General features: G+C 68.6%; 12 protein-coding genes. 4 read left to right on the forward strand and 8 right to left on the reverse strand.

All coding sequences use genetic code 11. The features are described 5' to 3' along the window. Positions 1–93: 93 nt before the first annotated feature. Genes WKW77_RS12980 through mdeB form a run of 4 tightly spaced genes read right to left on the reverse strand, consistent with a single transcriptional unit; the run spans position 94 to position 5,669 of the window. Complete coding sequence (locus WKW77_RS12980; protein ID WP_340357260.1) at positions 94–768, reverse strand: class II aldolase/adducin family protein; 675 nt, start codon at positions 766–768, stop codon at positions 94–96. Next, on the reverse strand, positions 765–2,033 hold the full coding sequence (otnK, locus tag WKW77_RS12985) for a 3-oxo-tetronate kinase (protein WP_340357261.1): 1,269 nt from the start codon (positions 2,031–2,033) through the stop codon (positions 765–767). The genes WKW77_RS12980 and otnK overlap by 4 nt, the downstream gene beginning before the upstream one ends. After that, positions 2,030–3,004: an L-threonate dehydrogenase gene (gene ltnD, locus WKW77_RS12990; RefSeq protein ID WP_340357567.1), complete on the reverse strand. Its 975-nt coding sequence runs from the start codon at positions 3,002–3,004 to the stop codon at positions 2,030–2,032. Before ltnD ends, otnK begins: the two co-directional genes overlap by 4 nt. Positions 3,005–3,044: 40 nt before the next feature. Further along, positions 3,045–5,669, reverse strand: a complete 2,625-nt coding sequence (gene mdeB, locus WKW77_RS12995) for an alpha-ketoglutarate dehydrogenase (protein WP_340357262.1) — start codon at positions 5,667–5,669, stop codon at positions 3,045–3,047. Between the two features lie 106 nt (positions 5,670–5,775). On the opposite strand from mdeB, the gene WKW77_RS13000 reads away from it, so the two are divergent. Continuing rightward, the gene (locus WKW77_RS13000) at positions 5,776–6,240 is read left to right on the forward strand and encodes an Lrp/AsnC family transcriptional regulator (protein ID WP_340357263.1); all 465 of its coding nucleotides are present in this window, start codon (positions 5,776–5,778) and stop codon (positions 6,238–6,240) included. Between the two features lie 10 nt (positions 6,241–6,250). On the opposite strand, the gene WKW77_RS13005 is transcribed toward WKW77_RS13000, so the two are convergent. Next, positions 6,251–11,080, reverse strand: coding sequence for an NAD-glutamate dehydrogenase (locus WKW77_RS13005; RefSeq protein WP_340357264.1), 4,830 nt, complete (start codon positions 11,078–11,080; stop codon positions 6,251–6,253). A 195-nt stretch (positions 11,081–11,275) separates the two neighbouring features. Here WKW77_RS13005 and WKW77_RS13010 point away from each other — a divergent pair, with 195 nt between their 5' ends. Then, complete coding sequence (locus WKW77_RS13010) at positions 11,276–13,681, forward strand: PhoX family protein (RefSeq protein WP_340357265.1); 2,406 nt, start codon at positions 11,276–11,278, stop codon at positions 13,679–13,681. A gap of 123 nt (positions 13,682–13,804) precedes the next feature. On the opposite strand, the gene mltA is transcribed toward WKW77_RS13010, so the two are convergent. After that, a complete protein-coding gene (gene mltA / locus WKW77_RS13015) occupies positions 13,805–14,950 on the reverse strand; it encodes a murein transglycosylase A (protein WP_340357266.1) in 1,146 nt (381 codons plus the stop codon). Between mltA and WKW77_RS13020 the strand changes: the two genes are divergently transcribed. Beyond that, the gene (locus WKW77_RS13020; protein WP_340357267.1) at positions 14,949–15,107 is read left to right on the forward strand and encodes a hypothetical protein; all 159 of its coding nucleotides are present in this window, start codon (positions 14,949–14,951) and stop codon (positions 15,105–15,107) included. The two genes, mltA and WKW77_RS13020, sit on opposite strands and share 2 nt — an antisense overlap. 204 nt (positions 15,108–15,311) lie before the next feature. Then, entirely contained in the window at positions 15,312–15,971 is a 660-nt protein-coding gene (locus WKW77_RS13025) for a YiaD family glycine zipper/OmpA-like lipoprotein (protein WP_340357268.1), read from the forward strand. Positions 15,972–16,084: 113 nt separating this feature from the next. Here the strand turns inward: WKW77_RS13025 and WKW77_RS13030 are convergent, their stop codons facing one another. Together WKW77_RS13030 and WKW77_RS13035 are read right to left on the reverse strand one after the other, a co-directional pair. Continuing rightward, entirely contained in the window at positions 16,085–16,711 is a 627-nt protein-coding gene (locus WKW77_RS13030; protein WP_340357269.1) for a response regulator transcription factor, read from the reverse strand. Between the two features lie 118 nt (positions 16,712–16,829). Then, positions 16,830–18,785 (reverse strand): two-component system sensor histidine kinase NtrB, encoded by a 1,956-nt coding sequence (locus WKW77_RS13035; protein ID WP_340357568.1) that lies wholly within the window; start codon positions 18,783–18,785, stop codon positions 16,830–16,832. Between the last annotated feature and the right edge of the window lie 90 nt (positions 18,786–18,875).

Consider the following 18,875-nt stretch of genomic DNA (forward strand, 5'->3'; position numbering starts at 1 on the left):
GGACGCCACGGAACCGGCTCCGCCGGTCCGTTGGCATCGCCCCCGGAGAGGGGGTGCCAGAGCCACACGAAGTGGGCGAGGCTGGGGGCCACATCACCACCTCGCGCCAAAGTTGCGACGCAGCTCATTGATCTGCGTCTCGTCCAATGGCTTCGGTGCGCCTTGCGGCGAGGCGCGGCTCATGAACCAGAGTCTGGCCGTTTCCTCCAGCTCTTCGAGCACCGCCATCGCCGCGGCCGGCGAGTCGTGCCACACATTCGGCCCGAGCCGTTCGAGCACCACCGCACGGATGGGCGTGCCTTGCGCGCCGTAGCGCTCGACGATCTGCGCGACCAGCGCCGCCGCCTCCGGCGCACCCGGGCGGTGATAGGGCACGACCGGCACATGGCCGACCTTCATCACGAAGTACGGCGTGAGCGCGGGCAGCAGTTCATGGTCCGGCGCGTCGAGCGTGAGCGCCACGCAGTGGGTGCTGTGGGTGTGGATCACGCAGCGCGTGCCGGGGTCGAAGTTCGTCGCGGCACCGTAGATGCGGGCATGCAGCGCGATGGTCTTGCTGGCGAGGTCGCCGTGGATCTGCCGCAAGCTGCCATCGAGCCGCGCGAGCCGCGCCGGGTCGAGATGGCCGAGGCAGGCATCCGTCGGCGTGATCAGGAAACCATCATCGAGCCGAACGCTGATGTTGCCGGCCGTGGCGTGCACGTAGCCGCGCTCGAAAAGACTGCGGCCGACACGGCAGATCTCCTCGCGTAGTTGGGCGTCACTCATTCGATCGATGTGAAGGATTTGGAGAAGAAGTCATCGGTGCCGAAGTTACCGGACTTCAATGCAATATGCAGACCAGCGCCGCCGGCCGCTTCGCTGCGCGCATGGCACCACGGCACGCCGGGATCGATCTGCGCACCGATCTGCAATTGCGCGATGCCCAGGGCCTGCACGCACGCGCCCGAGGTTTCGCCGCCCGCCACCACGAGCTGGCGCACGCCGCGCTCGACCAGCCCGCGCGCGATCGCGGCGATGGTGCGCTCCACCATCGCGCCGGCTTCGTCGACGCCGAGGCGTCCCTGCACGGATTTCACGGCCGAGGCATCGGCGGTCGAATAGATGAGCACCGGCCCGCGTTCGAGCAAGGGTGCGGCCCATTCGAGCGCCTGCGAGGCGACATCGATGCCGGCGGCGATCTGCAATGGATCGATCGCGAGCGCGGGACGCCCTGCCGCCACGAAGTCCGCGACCTGCCGGTTGGTCGCGAGCGAGCAGCTTCCGGACACCACCGCGCGCAGTCCGCCGGCCTTGGGCAACGCGCTCGCGGCGGACGAAGGCGCGATGCCGAAGTTCGCCGGCAGGCCGATCGCCACGCCCGAACCTGCGGTGACCAGCGGCATGTCCGCCAGCGCCGGGCCGAGTCGCATCAAATCGTCGTTGGAAACCGCATCGACGATCGCGACGCCCACGCCCTCGGCGCGCAGTTGCTCGAAGCGCTCGCGGATCGCCGCAGGGCCGCGCGCCACCGCCCCGTAGTCGACGAGCCCCACCTTGCGCCGCGTCTGCGCCTGCATCACGCGCACGAGGTTCGCGTCGGTCATCGGCGTGAGCGGATGGTTCTGCATGCCGCTCTCGCTCAGGAGCACGTCGCCCGCGAAGAGATAGCCCTTGAAGACGGTGCGCTTGTTGTCCGGAAACGCCGGCGTTGCGATGGTGAAGTCGCAGCCCAGCGCGTCCATCAGCGCCTCGGTGACCGGGCCGATGTTGCCGCGAGGCGTGCTGTCGAAGGTCGAGCAGTACTTGAAGTAGATCTGCCGGGCGCCTTGCGCCTGCAGCCAGCGCAGCGCCTCCAGCGACTGGGCGATGGCGTCTTCCGGCGCGATGGTGCGCGACTTGAGCGCGACCACCACCGCATCGACATCCGCATCCAGCGGGGCGGACGGCACGCCGATGGTCTGCACCGCACGCATGCCCGCGCGCACGAGGTTGTTCGCGAGATCGGTCGCGCCCGTGAAGTCATCGGCGATGCAGCCGAGCAGCACGCTCATTTCCTGCCCTTCGATGGCGGCAGCTCGATGCCCGGGAAGATCTTGATGACCGCGCTGTCGTCCTCCTTGGCGTGACCGGCGGTCGACGCCTGCATGAACATCTGGTGCGCGGTCGATGCGAGCGGCAGCGGAAACTTGCTGGCGCGCGCGGTGTCGAGCACCAGCCCGAGGTCCTTCACGAAGATGTCGACCGCCGACAGAGGCGTGTAGTCGCCCGCGAGCACGTGCGCCATCCGGTTCTCGAACATCCAGCTGTTGCCCGCGCTGTGGGTGATGACCTCGTAGAGCGCCTCGGCCGACACCCCCTCGCGCAGCCCGAGCGCCATGGCTTCGGCGGCGGCGGCAATGTGCACGCCGGCCAGGAGCTGGTTGATGATCTTCACCTTGCTGCCCGCACCCGCGCGGTCGCCGAGCCGGTACACCTTGCCGGCCATGCCGTCGAGCACCTCGCCGGCCTTCTCGTAGGCCTGCGGCTTCGCGGAGCTCATCACGGTCATCTGCCCGCTCGCGGCCTTGGCCGCGCCGCCGGAGATCGGCGCATCGATGTAATGGATGCCGAGCGCGCCGAGCCGCTCTTCGAGCGCGACCGACCAGTTGGGGTCCACCGTCGAGCACATGATGAACACGCTGCCCGGCTTCATCGCCGCCGCCGCGCCGTGCTCGCCGAAAAGCACCGCCTCGGTCTGCTGCGCGTTGACCACGACCGAGACGACCACATCGCACGCACCCGCCACCTGTGCCGGCGTGCCCCACGCCACGCCGCCATGCTCGGCGAACTGCAGCGCGGCACCCGGCCGCACATCGCACACATGCATTTCGAAGCCGCGGCCACGCAGCGTTGCTGCGATGCCGGCGCCCATGGCGCCCAGGCCGATGAGTCCTGCCTTCTTCATGGAGATTCCCGTGGAAGTCGAATGGAGGCCGGCACGGCGTGAAGACGCCGCGCGGCACGAACCCTCGATCTTAGGAATCCACGCCCGCGCCGTACAGCCGGACTAACCCCTTTTCCGCTCAGCGCGCGGCCAGCGCGTGGCGTGCCGCACGCACGACGCTCTCTGCATCGACGCCGAAGAAGCTGCGCAGCGCCGCGCGCGTGTCGCTGCGGCCGAAGCCGTCGGTGCCGAGCGTGAGATAGCGGCGGCCTTGCGGCACGAAGGCGCGGATGCTTTCGGGCACCGCACGCACATAGTCGGTCGCCGCGATCACGGGGCCCGTGCCGCCCGCGAGCTGCTGCGCGATGAAGGGCGTGCCCGCATCGGGAACGCCGGCAAGCGCGCGTTCTTCGCACGCCTGGCCGTCGCGCGCGAGCTCGCTCCAGCTCGTGATGCTGAACACCTCGGCCTCGATGCCTTCGGCGGCCAGCAGCGCGGCGGCCTTGTTGACTTCGGTGAGGATCGCGCCGGAACCGAGCAGCGTGACCTTCGCCTCCTCGGCGCCGCTGAAGCGGTAGCAGCCGCGCAGCACCTGCGCCTCGGCACCGGCTGGAAGATCCGGCTGCGCGTAGTTCTCGTTCATGAGCGTGACGTAATAGAACACGTCCTTCTGCTCGACCATCATCTCGCGGATGCCCGCATCGACGATCACCGCCATCTCGCCGGCGAAGGCCGGGTCGTAGGCCTTGCAGTTGGGGATGGTCGCGGCGATGAGGTGGCTCGATCCGTCCTGGTGCTGCAGCCCTTCGCCGCCCAGGGTGGTGCGGCCCGAGGTCGCGCCGAGCAGGAAGCCGCGCGGCCGCTGGTCGGCGGCGGCCCAGATCTGGTCGCCCACGCGCTGGAAGCCGAACATCGAGTAGTAGATGTAGAACGGCAGCATCGCGAGCCCGTGCACGCTGTAGCTGGTCGCGGCCGCCGTCCAGCTCGCGATCGCGCCGGCTTCGCTGATGCCCTCTTCGAGGATCTGCCCGTCGGTCGCTTCGCGGTACGACAGCACCGAGCCGATGTCCTCCGGCGCATAGCGCTGTCCCACGCTCGAGTAGATGCCGACCTGCTTGAAGAGGTTGGCCATGCCGAAGGTGCGCGCCTCGTCCGCGACGATGGGCACCACGCGCGGGCCGAGCGCCTTGTCCTTCATGAGATTGCCCAGCATGCGCACGAAGGCCATGGTGGTGCTCATCTCCTTGCCCGCAGCGGCGACGGCGAACTGCGCGTAGGCCGCGATGTCAGGCTTGGCCACCACCTCGCACGCGGTCTCGCGGCGCGGCATGCTGCCGCCGAGCGCGGCGCGATGGCCGAGCAGGTAGTGCATCTCAGGGCTATCGGCGGCAGGCCGGTAGAACGCGGCGGTGGTCGCCTGCTCGTCGGAAAGCGGCAGGTTGAAGCGGTTGCGGAACTCGATGAGATCCGTGTCGTCCAGCTTCTTCTGCGAGTGCGTGGTCATCTTGCCCTGCCCCGCGCTGCCCATGCCGTAGCCCTTCTTGGTGTGGGCGAGGATCACGGTCGGCTGGCCGCGATGCGCGGCCGCCGCGGCATAGGCGGCGTGGATCTTCACGAGGTCGTGGCCGCCGCGCTTGAGGCGGTCGATCTGCTCGTCGGTCCATCCTTCGACGAGGCGCGCGAGTTCCGGGTCCTGGCCGAAGAAGGTCTCGCGGTTGTAGCGGCCGTCCTTGGCGGCGAAGGTCTGCATCTGGCCGTCGACGGTGTTCGCAAACGCGCGCGTCAGTGCGCCGTTCACGTCGCGCGCGAAGAGGCCGTCCCAGTCGCTGCCCCACACCAGCTTGATGACGTTCCAGCCCGCGCCGGCGAAGAGCTTTTCGAGCTCGTCGATGATGCGGCCGTTGCCGCGCACCGGCCCGTCGAGCCGCTGCAGGTTGCAGTTGACGACCCACACGAGGTTGTCGAGCTTCTCGCGCGCCGCGAGCGTGAGCGCGCTCATCGATTCGGGCTCGTCCATCTCGCCGTCTCCGAACACGCCCCAGACCTTGCGGCCTTCGCAGTTCAGCAGGTTGCGATGCGTGAGATAGCGCATGAAGCGCGCGTGGTAGATCGAGCTGATCGGCCCGATGCCCATCGAGCCGGTGGGGAACTGCCAGAAGTCCGGCATGAGGTAGGGATGCGGATAGCTGCTGAGGCCGCGCGCGTTGCTGTTGGGCGCGGTCAGCTCCTGGCGGTAGTGCATCAGGTCGTCTTCGCCGAGCCGGCCTTCGAGGAAGGCACGTGCGTAAACGCCGGGCGCGCTGTGTGGCTGGAAGAAGACGAGGTCGCCGCGATGCGCCGGCGTGCGCGCGTGGAAGAAGTGGTTGAAGCCGGTTTCGAACAGGTCCGCGGCGCTCGCGTAGCTCGCGATGTGGCCGCCGAGTTCGCCGTAAGCCTGGTTGGCGCGCACCACCATCGCGAGCGCGTTCCAGCGCATCAGCGATGCGAGCCGCTCTTCGATCGCGAGATCGCCGGGGAACGGCGGCTGGGCTTCGACCGCGATGGTGTTGACGTACGGCGTCGACAGCTCCGGCTGCCAGCCGATGCGCTGCGCGCGCGCCATGCGCGCGAGTTCGTCGAGCATCCAGCGCGCGCGTGCCGGCCCCTGCGTTTCCGCGAGCGCGACGAAGGCCTCGCGCCACTCGGCGGTTTCTACGGGGTCCGGGTCGTGCAGGGCGGTGTCGAGCAATGCGCGGAGCTGGTCGGGCGGGATCGGGGCGTTCATGACCGAACTCTAGGCCGCAGCCCATGGAATGGGATGCTGTTTTCTACACCGCCTCAGGGATATACGCAGCATAAAATGCTGTGATTCCCACATTTTTCAGCATTCAATGGAACTGGACGCGATCGATCTGCGCATCGTGGATGAGCTGCAGCGCGACGGCTCGCTCTCCAATGTCGAGCTGGCGCGCCGCGTCCACCTCTCGCCGTCGCCGTGCCTCGCACGCGTGAAGGCCCTGGAGCACCACGGCGTCATCCAGCGCTACGTGGCGCTCGCCAGCGCGAGCGCGCTCGGTCTCGGGCTCAACGTGTTCATCTCGATCAGCCTCAAGACGCAGAGCAAGCAGTCGCTCGCCGATTTCGAACAGCGCATCGCCGAACACGATGAAGTCATGGAGTGCTACCTCATGACCGGCGACAGCGACTACCTGATCCGCGTCGCGGTCGCCGATATCGCTGCGCTGGAGAAATTCATCCTCGAACAGCTCACGCCGATCAGCGGCATCGAGAAGATCCGATCCAGCTTTGCGCTCAAGCAGGTCCGCTACAAGACGGCGCTGCCGCTGCCGCAATAGGCACGGCCCCTCATCCCAGCGCCCTCAGTTCCCGCAACGCGACGGACAGCATCGCGGCGTCGGGCGCGGGCACCGCACGCAGTTCGCCCATCAGCTGTGCCGCGCGCTCGAGTGCCCGGCCGTTCGTGGCGTGCCACGCCTCGACCAGCGCCGTCGGCGACTCGATCTCGCCGCCGCCGGCCAGCACCGCGCCGGTGATCGAACGCTGCAGGCTCGACAGGTCGTCGAGCATCGCGCCTTTCGCGAGCATCTGCCAATGCTGGTCGCCGGGCAATGCCGCGATGCGGTCGCGCAGCCACGGTATGCCGAGGCGGTTCGCGAGATCGAAGTAGATGGCCGCCACCAGGGCCGCCGGCCATCGGGCACTGCCGGCAATCTCGGCGATGTCGAGCGTGGCGTACAACGAGTCGAAGGTGACGACGCGCTCCGCCAGTTCGCGTGGCACGCCGGCCGCCAGGTAGTGCGAGACCGCAGCGTCGACGCGGGCGCGCTCGTCGGCGTCCAGCAGTTCGGCCAGCCGTGCCGACAGCGCCTCGACATTCGGCGTGAAGTGCTCGATGGTCGATTCCATGTCCTCGTTCAGGCGCCGCGAGCGCAGGAACCACTTGGTGCCGCGCTCCAGTTGCCGGCTGGTGCCGATCAGCAGGCTCGACTGCACGGCGTCGTCGACGCGGTTGTCCAGCGCCTCGATGGACAGCCACAGCGGCACCATGCCGAAGATCTCGCGGCTCAACAGGTAGGCACGCACGACCTCGAACGCGCGAGCGCCGGTGGTCTCGACCAGGCGATGCACGAAGGTGCTGCCGACGCGGTTGACGGCGCTGTTGGTGACGTGGGTGGCGATGATCTCGCGCCGCAGCGGATGCCTGGGCATGTAGGCCGCGAACTTCTCGCCGAGCAGCTTCGGGAAGTAGCGCGCGAGCGCCGTCGCCACCCAGGGATCGTCGGGCAGCGGCGACGCCAGCAGTTCGTCGTAGAGCCAGATCTTGCTGTAGGCCAGCACCACCGCACGCTCGGGACTGGTCAGGCCCTGGCCCTGCGCGCGGCGCTCGGCCAGTTCCTCGTCGGACGGCAGGAACTCGATCGCGCGGTCCAGGCGCCCGGACTTCTCCAGGTACTGCATGAAGCGGGTCTGCGCATCGAGCAGCTGCGGCGCGATGCGGCCAGTGACCGACAGCACCTGGGTCTGGAAGATGTTGTCGCGCAGCACCAGGGCGGCCACGTCGTCGGTCATCTCGGGCAGAAGCGCATTGCGCTGCTTCTCGGTGAGCTCGCCTTCGGCGATCGGCAGGCCGACCAGGATCTTGATGTTGACCTCGTGGTCCGACGTGTCCACGCCGGCCGAGTTGTCGATCGCGTCGGTGTTGATCCGCCCCCCCGCCCGGGCGAACTCGATCCGGCCCAGCTGCGTGCAGCCGAGGTTGCCGCCTTCGGCGAAGACTTTGCAGCGCAGCTCCCGGCCATCCACGCGCAAGGCGTCGTTGGCGCGGTCGCCCACCTGCGCATGGCTCTCGCTCGTGGCCTTCACGTAGGTGCCGATGCCGCCGTTGTAGATGAGGTCGACCGGCGCCTTGAGGATGGCGTTCACCAGTTCGGTCGGCGCGAGCGCATCCGCGGAGATGCCCAGCACCTGCTTCGCCTGCGGCGTGATCGGGATCGACTTGGCGCTGCGCGCGTGGATCCCGCCGCCCTCGGAGATCAGCGATGCGTCGTAGTCGGCCCACGATGAGCGCGGCAGCCTGAACAGGCGATCGCGCTCGGCGAAGCTCTTCGCCACATCGGGATCCGGGTCGAGAAAGACGTGCCGATGGTCGAAGGCCGCCACGAGCCGGATGTGGGGAGAAAGCAGCATGCCGTTGCCGAACACGTCGCCCGACATGTCGCCGATGCCGGCGACGCTGAAGTCGGTCGTCTGCGTGTCGATGCCCATCTCGCGGAAATGGCGCTTCACCGATTCCCAGGCGCCGCGCGCCGTGATGCCCATGGCCTTGTGGTCGTAGCCCACCGAACCGCCGGAGGCAAAGGCGTCGCCGAGCCAGAAGCCGTATTCCTTGCTGATGCCGTTGGCGTAGTCGCTGAAGGTGGCCGTGCCTTTGTCGGCGGCGACCACGAGGTAGGGATCGTCCTCGTCGTGGCGCCTGACCTGCGGCGGCGGCACGATGGTGTCCCCGCCCCGGTTGTCGGTGATGTCGAGCAGGCCGCGCAGGTAGTCCTGGTAGCAGGCCACGCCTTCGCGCAGGTAGGCGTCGCGGTCGCTCGCCGCAGGCGCGCGCTTGAGCACGAAGCCGCCCTTGGACCCCACCGGGACGATCACGGTGTTCTTGACCATCTGCGCTTTCACGAGGCCCAGCACCTCGGTTCGGAAGTCTTCCGGCCGATCCGACCAGCGCAGCCCGCCGCGCGCGACGCGCCCCCCGCGCAGATGCACGCCCTCGAAGCGCGTCGCGTACACGAAGATCTCGAACATCGGCTTCGGCGCCGGCAGGTCGGGCACCTTCGACGAATCGAACTTGAACGACAGGAAGCCGCGCGGCCGCCCGCCCGCGTCGCGGCGCCAGTAGTTGGTGCGCGTGGTGGCCAGGATCAGCGCGAGGTACTTCCGCAGCACGCGGTCTTCCGACAGGTTGGCCACGTTCTCCAGCGCGGCTTCGATCTCGCGCACCTTCTCGCCGGCCAGCCTGTCGGCGCCGGCAACCGGCGCCGGATCGAAGCGCAGCTTGAACAGCTCGACCAGCGCGCGCGCAATGGGCGCGTTGGCCACCAGCGTGCTCTCCATGAACGGCTGGGACAGCGCGAAGCCGATCTGCCGCATGTACTTCGCGTAGGCGCGGAGCACGACGATCTCGTTCGCGGGCAGGCGCGCCGCGAGCACCAGGCGGTTGAAGTCGTCGTTCTCGACCTCGCCGCCGAGCACGGCGGCGAACGCGCCCTCGAAGACCGGCCGCAGCGCGTCGACCTCGATCTCGGCATCGCCCACCGCGCTGCGCAGGCCGAAGTCATGGACCCAGATCGGCGACCCGTCCTGCGGGGCGATCCGGTACGGATGTTCGTCCAGGACCCTCATCCCCAGGTGTTCGAGCATCGGCAGACTGGTCGACAGGATGAGCGGATCGCCGCGCCGCAGCACCTTGAAGCGCAACATGCCGGGCGCCGCTTCAAGCGGCCGGTAGAGGTTCATGCCGAGCGGTCGCGCGTCGCTCAGCCGCTCCATCAGCTCGATGTCGTGCACGGCCGCCCGCGCCGCGAACTCGTCGCGGTAGCCGGCCGGGAAGGCGCTGCCGAGCTGGCGCAGCAGCTCGTTGCCGCGCGCTTCGCCCGTCGCCTCGATCAGCGCCGACTTCAGGTCGTCGTCCCAGCGGCGGGCGGCCGCGACCAGGCGCTGTTCGACCTCGTGGACGTCGAAGGGCGGGATCTGGCCGGGCCGGGTGCGCACGGTGATCTGGATCAGGGCGAGCACCGATTCCGACACGTGCACGTTGAACTCGGAACTCGTGCCGTTGAACGCCTGCATCAGGATCGCCTGCCATTTCTGGCGCAGCTCGGTCGTGTAGTTCTCGCGCGGCGCGTAAATCATGCACGCCACGAAGCGCTCGAAGGGATCGCGCCGCACGAAGAGGCGGAAGCGTTGCCGTTCGCCCAGGTGCAGGATGCCCATGGACGTGGACAGCAGCTCGTCCGTGCCGGTCTGGAACAGCTCGTCGCGCGGATAGGTCTCGAGGATGTTGACCAGGGCCTTGCCCGAGTGGCTGCCTCTGGCGAGACCCGCGCGCTCGATCACGTCGGCCACCTTGCGCCGCAGCAGCGGAATCTCGGCCGGGTTGGCGCTGTACGCCGCGGAGGTGAAGAGCCCGAGGAAGCGATCCTCGCCGCACACCTGGCCTTCGGCATCGAAGCGCTTGATGGCGATGTAGTCCAGGTAGCCGGGCCGGTGCACGGTGGAGCGCGAGGTCGACTTGGTGACCACCAGCAATTCCGGCCGGCGTGCGTAGGCGCGCACCTCGGGCGGAAGAGCCGCGTAGGCGGCGGCCGGATCCTTGATGACCTCGCGCAGGATGCCCAGGCTCGAATCCGGCACGACCTTGAGCGCGTCCTCGCCGTCCACCTTCACCAGCTCGTGGCTGCGGTGTCCGAGGAAAGTGAAATGGTCTTCGGACAGCCAACGCAGGAACGCCTGGCCCTCGGCCAGCTCCTGCGGCGGGATCGGCGGCGCGCGCTCGTCGAGGCCCTGGACGATGGCCAGCAGCCGCTCCTTCATCGCCTTCCAGTCGGCCACGGCCAGCCGCACGTCGCCGAGCACGCGCGCCAGGTCGGCAGCCAATGCCTCGAGCCGGCCCGGATCGGCCACGCGATCCACCTCGACATGGATGAACGACTCGCGGCGCGCATCGGACGAAGGCGCTTCCGTCGGCAGGCCCTGCAGCACGCCGTCACTGCCGCGGATCACCGCCACCAGCGGATGGATGATCAGGTGCAGGGTCAGCCCATGGCGGTTGACTTCCATCGTCACCGAATCGACGAGGAAGGGCATGTCGTCGTTGACGATCTCGACGATGGTGTGCGTCGACTGCCAGCCGTGCTCCGCGATCGTCGGATTGAACACGCGCACCCGGGCGCGCCCCGGCTCGCGCTTGCGCGCGAAGCTCCAATGGGACAGCGCGGCGCCGTAGAGATCGGCCACCTGGCGATCGGCCAGGTCTTCAGGGTCCACCTGACCGAAGTACCGACTCGCGAAGCCGGCGAGCAGGTCCGCCTGGTCCGCGACGACCCGGGTGCGAATCAGGTCGACGACCTCGTCTAGACGCTCTCCTGCGCGTGCTGTCCCCAGTGCATCGGTTTCCATGCTCGCCCCCAATTTGCCGCGTTGTCGAGCCACTGTGGAAGCGACCGACTTGAAAAGCAAGGGCATTCCCGCCTGCACGCGAAGATGGCGACGACGCGCCCCGAGGCTCGGGCGGTTGTCCGCAGCCGTACGGGGTGCAACAAAAGTTTCATATTGCATCGCTATGGTCAGACTCCCGTCAGTCAACCCATCACGATGAAACATCTGCCTACGCCTGCGTCGCCCATTGAATCGATCGATCCGGACGACCTCGACAACAACACCAGCTCGAACGCCAGCCTTCAGGAAGTCATCGCCACGCGCATGCATCGCCGGCATCTGCTGCGCGGCGGCGTCGGCGCTCTGACCGCAGCGACGCTCGGCCCGTTCGCACTCTCCGCCTGCGGCGGCGGTGGCAGCAACAACGGATTCGTTGCCCCCGTGTCGGCAGCGCCTTCACCAGCGCCCGCACCGGCACCCGCCCCGGCGCCCGCGGCCGCCGATCCCAAGCTCGGCTTCAATGCGGTCGCCAAGGACCTCGCCGACCGCGTGACGGTGCCGGCCGGCTACACCGCCACGGTGATCTACGCCACCGGCGACTCGATCGACCCGGCCGTGACCGACTACAAGAACGACGGCTCCGACGACAACTTCGGCCGCCGCAGCGGCGACCACCACGACGGCATGCATTACTTCGGCCTCGACGCCGGCGGCAAGCCCACGCTCACGTCCAATGACCGCGCGCTGATGGCCATCAACCACGAGGCCATCAACGGCACGGTGGTCTTCATGCACGCGAGCGGCCAGACCAACGCCGGCTCCAGTGCCGGTCCGCGCCCCGAAGCCGAAGCGCTCAAGGAAGTCGAGGCGCACGGCGCATCGGTGGTCGAGATCGCCAAGTCCGGCGGCAAGTTCGCGGTGGTCAGGAATTCGGCGTTCAACCGCCGCATCACGCCGCGCACGCCGATGAGCTTCGGCGGCCCGGCGCGCGGTTCGGCACTGCTGAAGACCAAGTACTCGCCCGCCGGCACCGACACGCGCGGCATGATCGGCAACTGCGCCTCGGGCTACACGCCCTGGGGCACGTACCTCACCTGCGAGGAGAACTTCGCCGGCTTCTTCCGTCGCGGCGGGGCCGATGACGCGGCGCGCACCGCGAAGGAACTGGTCGCCTTCAAGCGCATCGGCCTCGCGCAAGGCGCGGGCGGCGGCCAGCGCTGGGCGACCGTCGTGCCGGTCGACGGCACGAGCACCGAGTACGCGCGCTGGGACACGAGCAAGCTCGGCGCCTCGACCGACGGCACCGACGATTTCCGCAACACCGTCAACACCTTCGGCTGGGTCGTCGAGATCGACCCGTACGACCCGACCTCGACGCCGGTGAAGCACACCGGGCTCGGCCGCTTCGCGCACGAAGGCGCATGGCCGAGCAACCCGGTGGTCGGCAAGCCGCTGGCCTTCTACATGGGCGACGATTCGCGCAGCGAATACGTCTACAAGTACGTCTCGAAGGCCGTCTGGGACGCCGCCGACGCGAACCCCGCCGACCGCCTCGCGACCGGTGCGAAGTACCTCGACGACGGCACGCTCTACGCCGCGAAGTTCAACGCCGACGGCACCGGCACCTGGCTCAGGCTGGACCTGAGCAATCCCGCCATCTCGGGCAACGGCACCTACGCCTTCGCGGATCTCGCCGACGTGCTGGTCAATGCGCGCCTCGCCGCCGATGCGGCCGGCGCCACCAAGTGCGACCGCCCCGAGTGGACCGCCGTGAATCCGAAGAACGGCGAGATCTACATCACCATGACCGAGAACCCCGATCGCGGCTCGGTCGGCACCACCAGCAGCAACAACGTGTCCAACCCCGACGTGGAGCCGGCCTTCCCGCGCTACTGGCTCGACAACAAGGGCGTCTCCACGCAGAACGCGTCGGCCACCACGCTCAAGGGCAACGTGAACGGGCAGGTGATGCGCATTCGCGAAACCGGCAACGACGCGTCGGCGACCACCTTCAACTGGGACATCTACCTCTTCGGCAGCCAGGCCAAGGCGGATGCCGGACTCGATGACGTCAACTACCAGAAGAACGTGAACCTGTCGGGCCTCTCCGACTTCAACGACCTCTCGAAGCCCGACGGCTGCTGGTTCTCGCGCGCGAGCGGCATCCTGTGGATCCAGACCGACGACAACGCCTACACAGACGTCAGCAACTGCATGCTGCTGGCGGCCGTTCCGGGCCAGTGGGGCGACGGCGGCAAGATCGACGTGGTGAACCAGGCCAACGGCAAGCCCGGCGCGGCCGGCACCGGGCCGGTCACGGTGACCACCTATGCGGGCAAGAAGATGAACGACACCATCTTCAAGCGCTTCCTCACGGCCCCGCTGGGCGCGGAAGTGACCGGCCTCGCGGAGTCGCCCGACGGCAAGGCGCTGTTCATCAACATCCAGCACCCGGGCGAGAACACCGCCGCCGCCAACATCGCGGACCCGAGCAAGTACGAGAGCCACTGGCCCGGCAACGGCGCCGGCGTGGCGGCCTACGGCCCCGGCGGTGCGACCGCAAGGCCGCGCTCGGCGACGGTGATGATCACCAAGGACGACGGCGGCGTCATCGGCTTGTAATAGTTCGCCCCCAGCCTCGCCCACTTCGTGTGGCTCTGCACCCCCTTCCGGGGGCAACACCAGCGGCCCGGCGAAGCCGGTTCCGCGGTGTTCCACGAACGGGCCTGGCTTCGCGGCCCTCTGCTACTGCTTTGGCCAGAGGGCCCAGAGGCGCAGCGGCTGGTTCATGCGGGCCGCCACCCGGCCCGCTTCTGCGCCAGTTCCAGCAAAGTAGTCGGCGCGAACAGCGCCAACGATCGCACTGCCGGTGTCCTGCGCCACCACCAGCTTCGCCAGCGAAAGCGCCGGCCCCGGGGATGCGAGCCACACGGGCGTTCCATACGGAATGCTGTCGCGGTCGACCGCGATCGAGCGCCCCGGCGTCAGCGGCACACCCTGCGCGCCGACCGGGCCGGAAGCCGCATCGACGTCGCTCAAGGCTTCCTCCCGGAAGAACACATAGCGCGGATTGCTCCACAGCAAGGGCTGCAGCCGCTGCGGGTTCTGCGCCACCCATTGCTTGGTGTCGTCGGGCCACGCGCTGATCTTCGTCACGCCCTGGCTGATGAGCCATTGCTGCACGCTGCGATAGGGCTGCTCGTTGGTCGCCGCAAAGGCCACGCGAATCACGTGCTGCAGGCCGTCCGGCTCGGTCATTCGCAGGCGCCCGGAGCCCTGGATGTGCAGCATCAACACGTCGATCGGATCGGCGAGCCACGCGATCTCGCGGCCGCGCAGCGCGGCCTGGGCCTGCGGCAGCGTGTCGATCTCCTGCCGCGTGTACCAGGGCCGCTTCGGGACCAGCCCCGCCGGCGCCTGGTAGAGCGGGTAGATGTTCGTCGCCGTCGGACGGCGCGTCGCATCGAACACCGGCTCGTAGTAGCTGGTGAGCTTGCCGTCCGTCGGGCCGGTGTAGGCCTCGACGCGATAGGGCTGCAAGCGCTGCATCATCCATTCGCGCTGCTGGTCGTTCTCGGCCAGCGACAGTTGCCGCACCTCGCGGCACAAGGGCGCGAAGGCCGCGTTGGGCCGTGCGCAGTTGGTGATCATCGCGATCCAGCCTTCGTGCAGCGCGTCGTCGTTGAAGCCCGGAAGCTCCGACCATGCGACAGGCACCCAGCGGCTCTTGGGATGCGAAAGCGAACCGGTGAGCGGTCCGAGGTCGCGCGGCGGCGGCGTGGTGGCCGGCGGCGTCTGCGACGTCCATTCGGGCTGCCGGGTGCCGGTGGAGCAGGCGGCGAGCGTTGCTACGATCGCGAGCCCGACCAGCCACTGGAGTCCATTTTTCATGGGTCTGATTTTGCTTGAAGCCCTCGCCGCCGGCGTCGTGTTCATCCTCATCGTCTGGTGGACCATGTTCTCGGGGCGCAAGCACGGCGAGCTGCAGGACGACGAGCCTGAAGCGGACGATGCACACACGCGCGACGAGTCGCGGAAGCGCAACTGACGTTGTGGTCCGATGCCGCGCCGGGACGTCGGCGCACATCCCGTGCGCTACGCTTTCAATAGCACGATCACCAGTGTCGGCGCACCCTGTGGACGGCTTGTGCGCGTCTCGTGTTACATGCGGAAACCGCGGCAACGGCTCGAAGCCCCTGTGGTCTCCGGATAATCGACCGGCCTTTTTCCATCACCTCAAGGAAGGACTCCAATGAAAAAAATCGTACTTGCCACCAGCGCCGCGGTCTACGTGCTCGCGGGCTGCGCGAACATGAGCGACTCGCAGAAGAGCACGGCCACCACCACGGGCATCGGCGCCGGCATCGGCGCACTGGCGGGCGCAGCGATCGGCTCCGCCACGGGCCACAGTGCAGGCACCGGTGCAGCGATCGGCGCACTGGCGGGCGCGGGCGGCGGCTACCTGTGGTCGCAGCGCATGGAGAACCAGAAGCGCCAGATGGAAGCCGCTACGCGCGGCACCGGCGTCGCAGTCACGCAGACGCAGAACAACGAGCTCAAGCTCGCGATCCCGAGCGACATCTCCTTCGATGTCGGCCGCTCGGTGATCAAGCCGAACTTCTCGCCGATCCTCGACCAGTTCGCGCAGGGCCTGCGCAACAACCCGAACGCCGAGGTCCGGATCATCGGCCACACGGACAGCACCGGCACCGATGCGATCAACGATCCGCTGTCGATCCAGCGCGCGGCCGCCACGCGCGACTACCTCGTGTCGCGGGGCGTCTCGCCCGCCGCCTTCAAGATCGACGGCCGCGGCTCGCGCGAGCCCGTCGCCGACAACAGCACCCCAGCCGGCCGCGCCCAGAACCGCCGCGTGGAGATCTACGTCGGCGAACGCCAAGCGCAAGGCTAAAGACTCGCACCCCAAACCCAGGAACCCCCGCGGAACCGGCTTTGCCGGGCCGCTGGGGTTGCGCCCGGAGAGGGGGTGCCCGAGCCATATGAAGTGGGCGAGGCTGGGGTGAGCTAAATCCCCCTGAGCAGGTTGGCCAACTCCACGGCCGACTTCACTTCCATCTTTTCGAACACGCGCGCGCGGTGGACCTCCACCGTACGCACGCTGATCGAGAGCTGATCGGCGATCAGCTTGTTGGGCAGCCCCTCGATCACGCAGTTCATCACGTCGCGTTCGCGATCGGTGAGTTCGTCGATGCGCCGCTTCAGCACCTGGCGCGTGCGCTGGGCTTCGATCGCGCGCACCGAGGCGCCGAGCGCATGCTCGATGCGGTCGACGAGCGCGTTGTCCGAAAAAGGCTTCTCGCAGAAGTCGAAGGCGCCGCGCTTGACCGCATCCACCGCCGTCGGCACGTCCGCGTGGCCGGTCAGGAAGATCACAGGCAGGGTCTCCAGCAATCCACGTTCGGCGAGGCGGTCGAACAGGACCAGCCCGCTGGTGCCGGGCATGCGCACGTCGAGCAGCAGGCAATGCGGCTGGGCACGCAGCGGCTCTTCGGCCAGATACGCTTCGAAAGCCTCCGCGCTCGGAAAGCTCTCGCTGGCGAGACGGCGCGAGCGCAGCAGCCAGGCCAGCGCCTCGCGCACGCTGGCATCGTCGTCGACGATGAAGATCAAGGCATCGATGAGGGGTTGCATAAGAGTGGCAGTTTCCAACGAGCGCAGCGCAGTCCAGGGCACCCGCGGAACCGGCTTCGCCGGGCCGCCGGGTGCGCCCCCGGAGAGGGGGAGCGCCGAAGGCGCATGGGGGTGAGCGTCATTTCACCGGGAGCGTGAAGCGGAAGACCGTGCCGCGCGGTTGCTGCGGCTCGAAGATCAGCACGCCGCCGTGCTGCTCGACCACGGTGCGGCACAGGCTCAGGCCCAGCCCCATGCCGTCCGAGCGCGTGGTAAAGAAAGGCGTGAACAGGCGCGCCGCCACCTCGTCGCCGATGCCGGCGCCGAAGTCCGTCACGGAGAACTCGAGCCAACGGCGCGCATCGGCCGCCGTGCCCGCGTCGCGGCCACGGCCGATCGCGCCGGCGCGAACCACCTTGATGCGCAGCACGCGTTGGGTCAGCTCCGGTACGTCCATGGCCTGCATGCCGTTGCGCGCGAGATTGAGCAGCACCTGCTCGACCAGCGTGCGATCGCAATAGACCATCGGCAGACGCTCGTCGAGCACCACTTCGATATCCACGCCGAGCTTGCGCGCCTGCAGCCGCACCAGCGGCAGCACCGCATCGATGAGCGCCTGCGGCGCGACCGCCTCGCGCGTGCGGTCGCGCCGCCGCACGAAGTCGTGCACGCTGCGGATCACCTGCCCGGCGCGGTCGGCCTGCTCGGCGATGCGTTGCACCGCCATCGCGACATCGTCATGGTCACTGTCGCCCGACGGGCCCTTGGCCTGGAGCAGGTTCAGCGAGCCGGTCGCGTAGCTGGCGATGGCCGCGAGCGGCTGTGTCAGCTCATGGCTGAGCAGCGAGGCCATCTCGCCGACCGTGGCGAGCCGTGCGCTGGCCTGCAGCCGCTCCTGGCTCGCGCGCGACAGCTCCTCGCTGCGGCGCTGCTCGCTGATGTCGATGAACGCGCTCATCCAGCCGGTCTGGAAACCATGCGCGTTGATGAGCGGCGCCTCGAAGATCAGCACCGGGAAGCGACGGCCGTCCTTGTGCATGAAGACCGACTCGAAGCCCTCCCGCGGCGGCACCGCGCCGGCCAGGCGCACGGCCTGCCGGTGCTGGTATTCGTGCGCGAGTTCGGTCGGCCAGTAAGGCGCCTCGCGATCGCTGTTCATGAGCTCTTCGGCGCTGAATCCGACCATCTCGCAGAACGCCGGATTCACGTAGGTGATGCGCCCCTGCAGGTCGCGCGCACGCAGCCCGGTGATGACCGAGTCCTCCATCGCCTTGCGGAAGGCGAGCGCGTCGGCGAGGTCCTCCTCCGCACGCTGGCGGCGCCGCGTATCGCGCGCGAGCAGCACCAGCACCGACACCAGCGCGATCGAGATGCCGGTGACCAGTGCGGTGAGCACGTTCGGGAACAGGTCCGGCACCGCGCGCCAGCCGTCGACGCGCAGCATCACCGGCGCGCCGGGCAGGTCGATCAGCTGCTGGGCGGTGAAGACGCGCGTGCCCATGCGGCGCTGCGCGCCGATCGCGACCAGGCGCGTGCCGTCGATCTCGGTGAAGGCGACTTCCTGGCCCCGGCTGAGCGTCGGCGCGACGAGCTCGATCAGGATGTCGCGCAGCGAGTAGGCCGCCACGAGGTAGCCGCCGCCCTCGACCGGCAGGCACATCTCCATGACCTCGAGGCCGCTGCCCTGCGCGATCGCGATGTAGTGGCTCGGCGAGAACGCCGGCGCGCCGAGCTTGCGCGCGGTGACGCAGGCGAGCGAGACGTCGGAGAAGCTCTCCGAGCGGTGCTGGTCATCGAAGATGCGGCGGCGATACGGCGTGTCGGACGCCGCCAGCGTGCGCATCATCGGATCGAGCCACTCCAGCCGCAGCCACTCGCGATGCTCGCGCAGAAGCGCCGCGGCGCGCACTTCCCACTGCTGGGCATCGACGCCGCCGGCCAGCGAGGCGCGCAGGGTCTGCGCATTGCGCTGGAGGTCGCCGCGAAGGTCCGCCACCGCATCCGCGGTGTCGCGCTCCAGTACCGACTGCGTCTGCTCGATCTCGTGCCGGCCCGCGAGCCAGACCACGGTGACCAGCAGCGCCAGGACGAGCATCGCCAGCAGCACCCACAGGAACCACCGCCGCCACACCGAGCGCAGGAAGCGCAGCCGCGCGAACGCGGGGCGCAACGCGCGGGAGACGGG

The organism is Variovorax ureilyticus (assembly GCF_037889935.1).
GTDB lineage: Bacteria > Pseudomonadota > Gammaproteobacteria > Burkholderiales > Burkholderiaceae_C > Variovorax > Variovorax ureilyticus.